The following is a 6,557-nucleotide window of genomic DNA, read 5'->3' as shown; positions in this document are numbered from 1 at the left end:
TGATCGTCGAGCGCCTCATTCCGGAGAACCTGGGACACACTCCGACGATCACCGCAATTCGCTCATGAACGCGGTGTAACGATTGGGGGGAGAGAGACGAAGCTCAAGTCGACGCGCTCTTGGGCACGGCCTTGCTGTCGGATTCCTGCTGGTACTGCCGGATGCTGCACCACTCCTTGTGCTCGGCAATCGGCATGCCGCACTCGACGCAAATACGGACCCGCTGAGGGCGCTCACTCTCGCGGTAGAACAGCTTCTTCCAAAAGCTCATATCGTCGGCTCCGGCGGACGGCCAGCCCGGTCCCAAACCGCGGATGGCCCTGTTGCTTCTTGTGAGACGGAGGAAACGGCCATTTGGTTCACCGCCAGCATCCCGAGAGCCCGAGATTTGACGGATTCGAGTCAAGTCTCGGGGGCTGCGAGCACGGCGCGTTCGGCGAACGCGCCCTACCGCAGACGATGGTCGGGCCGCCTCACCATCCTACTCTGCTCGCAGTGCCGTCACAGGATCGACCTTGGTGGCCTGACGCGCAGGCAGATAGGTCGCCGCGATTCCAGCGGCCGCCAGAATCAGGACGGCCGACACCATCGTCACGACGTCGGCACCGCTGATGCCGAACAGGAACCGGTCGAGCAGACGGCCCGTCACCATTGAGGCGGCGGACCCCAAGACCGCTCCGGCGGCCACCAGGCCAAGCCCGCGTTGCACGATCAGGCGCACGAGGTCGGCGCTCCGTGCGCCGACGGCCATGCGAATGCCGATCTCTCGCGTGCGCGCTGCCACGCTGTGGACGAGTAAGCCGGCGAGGCCGACCATCGCCATCAGGAGCGCGACGAGGCTGAATCCGCCGAGCACCGAGCTCGCCAGGCGCTGGGGGAAGAGCGACACGGCTGTTGCTTCGCGCAACGTGGTTGGATTGATGACCGGCAGCGAGGGATCCAGTTGACGGATCTCTCCCCGGACCGCCGGAAGGACAGCCAGCGGATCGCCGGTGGTGCGCAGGTGCAGCACCATGTCGCCTCGGTAGTCCTGGAGATACGGGACGAAGACTTGCAAGCGCTGTTCTTCGCTCAGACTCCGTACTGCGCTGTCACGCACCACACCGATGACCTTCGCAAAGCTATCACCGCCCGAATAGGACAAACGCTTTCCGATAGGATTGTCACCGCGCCAGAATCGCCGAGCGAACGCTTGGTTGACGACGGCGACGAGAGGGCTGCCGTCTCGATCGGCAGGCGTGAACCCACGACCCAGGGCGAGCGGCATGCGTATCGTTTCGAAATAGCGCGGTCCGACACGGTTGATATCGAACTCCATGTCTTCACCGCGCCGCGGCGTGTAGCCTGCGATCTGAATCCACGTCCGCTGACCGCCGAGCGTCAGTGGAACTTTCTGCGCGAGGCTCGCGCCGCGAACGTTCGGCAACGCCTGCGCACGATTGAGCAGCTCGCTGAAGAACAGGTGGCCGCGCTCCTCCGTGTAACCCTGGAGGTCGAGGTTGAAGCTCGCGAGCAGCACATTGTCGCGTTGAAACCCCACGTCGGTGGCGCTGGCCTGCTGCAGGCTTCGAACGAACAGGCCTGCACTGCTGATAAGCAGCAGCGAGACCGCGACTTCCGCGACGACGAGCAGGTCGCGCAGTGCAAGGCGTCCGCGCGCCACGCGGGCGCCGGTGTCCTGATCGCGCAGCGCGGTCAAGAGATTGAGTCGGCCCGCTTGCCGGGCGGGAAGTAACCCAAAGAGGAGCGCCGCACCCACGGACACGACGACGGCGAAGAGGAAGACGCGCGCGTCCGGCTGCGCATCGATCGCGATCGGCATCGCGGCGGTCGGACGCAAGGCCACCAGCAGGTCGGCCAACCACACGGCCAGGAGCAGCCCCAGCGCACCACCGGCCGCCGACAACACAACAGCCTCCGTCAACAACTGCCGCACCAAGCGCCATCGACTGGCGCCGAGCGACAGCTTCACGGCGACTTCCCGCCGCCGCCTGACGGCGCGGGCGAGAAACAGGTGCGCCACGTTGGCACAGGCCACGAGGAGCACCAAGGCAACAACCACCATGAGCATGCCCGCGAACCCAATGGCTGCTGTTTGCATGTCGGGTGGAACGCGCGCCGCTGCTTCGTTCAGCACGGTCACCTGGCGCGGACGTTCGCGGACGTCCGTCCAGGCATCGGGGTACGCGCGATGGAGCTGCTGGGCCAGACCTCCGAGCTCGGTGCGCGCAGCTTGCAGCGTGGCACTAGGCTCGAGCCGTCCGATCATGCCAAGCCAGCGTGAGCCGCGCGCCTGGAGCCGGTCTCGTCGATCTTCGAGGCGTGTCGACGCGGTAAGCGACACCCACATCTGGCTTGGCGCCGCCAGCCGCTGCCATGCACCGGTGAAACCGCGCGGTGCGACACCCACGATGGTGATTGGTTGCCCGTTGACGTGAATCGTGCGGCCGACGACCGCCCGGTCTCCGTCGAACGACCGTTGCCACAGCGCATAGGAGATCATGGCGACCAGCGGGCGCCCGGGCATGTCATCGTCGGGCACCAGCGCGCGCCCGAGCGCAGGTCGCATACCAAGCATCGAGAAGTAGTTGCCACTGACTGCCTGCCCCGGAATGATCTCGGCGACGTCGGCTCTGGAGAGTTGCAAGCTCCCAGAAGCGAAGGCTGCTAATCCGGACAGGGTCGCGGCACGATCACGGAAATCGACGTAATCCGGATAGGAGGATCCGCCATAGAGCGGTCCGCTGAAATCGCTCGTGTAGATGCGAACGAGCCGCGCGGGATCATCCACGTGTGGCATCGGTCGTAGCAAGATCGCATTGACCACACTGAAGACAGCAGTATTCGCCCCGATGCCGAGGGCGAGCGTCACCACGGCGGCGATGGCAAATCCCGGCGCCTTCCCAAGCGATCTGAACGCGAGCCGGACATCGTTCAACATGATCGGCACTCCCTTCGGGAACGTTCCGCGACTCAATACCTGAGCGCCTGCATCGGATCGATCCGCGACGCGCGGTGTGCCGGCACCAATCCTGCGCCCAGCGCCACAATGGTCAGTGCCACGGTGGCGACCATGAGCACGATCGGGTCGCGACCTTCGAGCTCGAACAGCAGCGCTTCCGCCGCGCGACCCAGCGCCACCGAGCTCGCGAGGCCGATGAGGCCGCCGACGACGATCATCAACCCCACTTGACGCAGCACCATCCCACGTACGCGACTGGGCGCCGCGCCGAGCGCCATGCGTAGGCCGAGCTCCCGCGTCCGTTGTGCCACCGTGTAGGCGAGCACGCCGTACAGCCCGATAGCGGCCAGCATCGTCGCCAGCACGGCGAACGCTGCCGAGAGCACACTGATGAACCAATCGACGTAGACGTTGTTACGTACCTGGTCGGTCATCGTTCGCGCGCTCTCGACTGGCAGGTGTGGATCGAGCTGCGCGACCGTTCGCGGAATGGCTGACAGCAACTGCTCCGGGTCCACGGCCGTACGGAGATAGAAGGTGATGGCGCCCAGCTCCTCGTCTTGGCGATACGGCAAGAAGAACTGGGGCGGCACCTCACCTTTCACCTCGCTATACTTCGCGTCCTGCACGAGACCGACGATTTCGATGTCGAGCGGGTAGCCGGCGCCCGTGGCCATGCGCGTTCCCACCGCCTCGGTTCCAAGATTGAAGTTGCGCGCGAACGCTTGGTTGACGATGGCGACCTTCGACGTGTCGTGGGCGTCGGCACGTGTGAACTCGCGTCCGGCGATGAGGGGAATGCGAAGCGTCCGAAAGAACGCTGGTCCAATCTTGTTCCGCATGGAGGAGTCCGTATCGACATCCGGACTTGCCTGGAAGCCCTCGACCGAGACGTTGCTTCCTGAGTTCGAATACGAGAGCAATTGGACCGTGGAGGCTGTGACGCCCGTCACCCCCGGCAGCGCGGCCAGCTCCTCTTCAAGCCGCTCGAACAAGATGCGCGACCGTTCCGGTGAATAACCGTTGAGCTCAGGCGAGATGCCAAAGGTCGCGAGCTGGTCGATGTCCTGGCCGAGGTCGACGCGGCTGACATTGAAGAGGCTCTTCGTGAAGAGCCCGGCCAGCACGAGAAGCGTCATGGAGAGGGCGATCTGTGCCGTGACGAGTGACGTTCGGAAGCGTGCGGCGCCGCGTGAGCCGGACGGTTGGCCCGCCTGACCCTTGAGGGTCGAGAGGAGATCGATTCGCGTGCTGTGAAGCGCAGGGAACAGACCAAACAGCAGCCCTGTGCCTAGCGTCAGCGCTGCGGCGAACAGGAGCGTCCGCGCGTCGAGCTGGACGGGTACGGTCGCGGCTTCGCCGGCCGGAAGCAGCGCCTGAATCAGATGCAACGTCCAGGGCGCCACGAGGAGCCCCGCGAGGCCGCCGAACGCGGCGAGCAGGCACGATTCAGCGAGAAGCTGCATGATGAGGTGCCGGCGGCTCGCGCCGATCGACAACCGCACAGCCATCTCGTCGGCGCGCGCCACCGTACGCGCTAAGAGGAGGTTTGCGATGTTCGCACACGCGATGAGGAGGACGAGGCCACTGACGCCGAGCAACAGCACCAGCGGCGCTCGAGCTGTGCGGGGCCAGTCACTCTGGCCACGACTGCCTGGTGAAAGGTCGACCTCCTTCACCTTGAAGCGCGCCAGCATCTGATCGCTCATGCCCGACTGCAGCGGCGCCTCGACGTCGCTGACGAGGGTCCGATAGGGCACATTGATGCCCGTGCGTGCTTGTTCGATGGACACCCCTGACCTGAGGCGCGCAAACAGATACAGCCAGTAATCGTTGCGGTTCTCGGGATCACGGGACCCACCAGCCTGCATCAGCCAGCGCGTCGTGATGGGGACGAACACGTCCGCGCGCGATCCGAGCGTCGTCCCGTCGAATCCGCGCGGCGCGACGCCCACAATCGTCATCGTGTGGCCATTCACGATCAGGGTACCGTTGAGGACGTTCGGGTTCTGACCCAAGCGTGATTGCCAGTAGGCATGGCTCAGCACGACGACCCGCGGCTCGCCTACGACGCGGTCGTCCCCCGATCCGAGCAGCCGGCCGAGCGCAGGCTGCAGGCCAAGGACCGGGAAATAGCTGCCCGAGACCAGCAGGGCCCCGCCGCTCGACGTGCGGCCACGGTAGGCGAGGTTCGCGCCGATCGCGTAGTGTGCGGCAATCCCTGTGAACCCAGTCTGGGCGCGCTGGAGGTCACGGAACATTGGATAGCTGAAAACGTTGTCGCAGCCGCCTGCGTCGCCGCATGACTTGTAGCCGGTCTTCGGACCTGGCGCAGCGAGGTTGACCAGGCGGTCTGGCTCCGCCACCGGCAGCGGTCGGAGGAGCAACCGATCGAAGAGCGAGAAGATGGCAGCATTGGCCCCGATGCCAAGCGCCAGCGACACGATTGCGACCGTCGTGACGAACGGGTACCTGAAGAGGGCGCGAAATGCGAGCTTGAGATTGACCATGGGCAGGTGCGTCTCCGCAATCGAAGCGAATTTCGTGCCACCAAGCAGCGTCCAGGATGGCCTGTTTCTGGCGAAGCCTTCATACGTCCTGCCGTCGGCGCTCCCTGAGCCGACCGCGAACAGGTGTCCGCCGCCGGCACGCCTCGTCCCATGACCGAACAGGGCGGACGCGGCCGTAATTACGAAACACTGTACTTACTAAGACGTCGATGTATCTATGTCGCCGCCGTGGGCTCCTCCCATTTCCCGGAGTGCTCTTCTCATGGGCTGATGATTTTTCTCGCATCGACGTCAGTTTTAACTTGACAGGCCTGTTTCAACGGAGCGACTCGTGCGCGGGCACTCGCGCCAGGATGCCTCCTGGAGCCCCACACGGCCCATCTGGCACCCCTTCGCCGTCCTGGGAAGGGCGCGGAGACCGTCGACCCGATTTCGTGGCACCTAGAGCCGTACAAGAGATTGAAAATACGGGGGTTATCATGGTCCATGTCTTCTCCAGAACCGGTACCGACCCCCAACACACCGCTCTCTGCGATGCGAGCTGATCGCCCGTCCCCCGTGTCCGACGAGGAGATCGAACGGCTGGGCGATGCGATCGCCGAGCTGTCCGCGCGCATCCAGGCGGCCACCTATGAGCTGTTGGTCCTGATCCGCCAGTTCGATGAACGCGCGGGTTGGAACAGCGGCTTCCTGTCCTGCGCACATTGGCTCAGTTGGCGGACGGGTCTCGAACCTGGCGCCGCCCGTGAGAAGGTGCGCGTGGCGCACGCGCTGGCGCGGCTGCCTCAGATCAGCGCCGCCATGCAGCGGGGCGAGATCTCCTATTCGAAAGTCCGCGCGCTCACCAGGATCGCAACGCCGGACAATGAGACGCGGCTCCTGGGTGTAGCGCGGGGCGGCACGGCCGCACACGTCGAGCGGTTGGTCCGCGCCTGGCGCCGCGTCGACCGGCTGGAAGAAGCCCGAGAGACCGCGCGGCGACACGAGCGCCGGCGTCTCGAGACCTGGGTGGATGAGGACGGGATGCTGGTGATCCGCGGCCGGCTCACGCCGGAGCTCGGGGCGGTGGTGCAACGGGCGCTCGA

General features: G+C 65.2%; 3 protein-coding genes. 1 reads left to right on the top strand and 2 read right to left on the bottom strand.

Annotation, left to right across the window (positions count from 1 at the left end; all coding sequences use genetic code 11):
- Nucleotides 1-481 precede the first annotated feature (481 nt).
- Both GEV06_27855 and GEV06_27850 read right to left on the bottom strand, forming a co-directional pair.
- Nucleotides 482-2,941 (bottom strand): FtsX-like permease family protein, encoded by a 2,460-nt coding sequence (locus GEV06_27855; protein ID MPZ21673.1) that lies wholly within the window; start codon nt 2,939-2,941, stop codon nt 482-484.
- 32 nt (nt 2,942-2,973) lie between these two features.
- Nucleotides 2,974-5,472 carry an FtsX-like permease family protein gene (locus GEV06_27850; protein MPZ21672.1) on the bottom strand — a complete coding sequence of 833 codons (2,499 nt, stop codon included), beginning with the start codon at nt 5,470-5,472 and terminating at the stop codon, nt 2,974-2,976.
- Between the two features lie 534 nt (nt 5,473-6,006).
- Between GEV06_27850 and GEV06_27845 the strand changes: the two genes are divergently transcribed.
- Nucleotides 6,007-6,557, top strand: a 551-nt coding sequence (locus tag GEV06_27845) for a DUF222 domain-containing protein (GenBank protein MPZ21671.1), incomplete at its 3' end; no start/stop codon positions are given.

The sequence above is a fragment of the Luteitalea sp. genome (genome assembly GCA_009377605.1).
Classification (GTDB): Bacteria; Acidobacteriota; Vicinamibacteria; order Vicinamibacterales; family Vicinamibacteraceae; genus WHTT01.
This window is presented reverse-complemented; position numbering and strand designations above follow the sequence as displayed.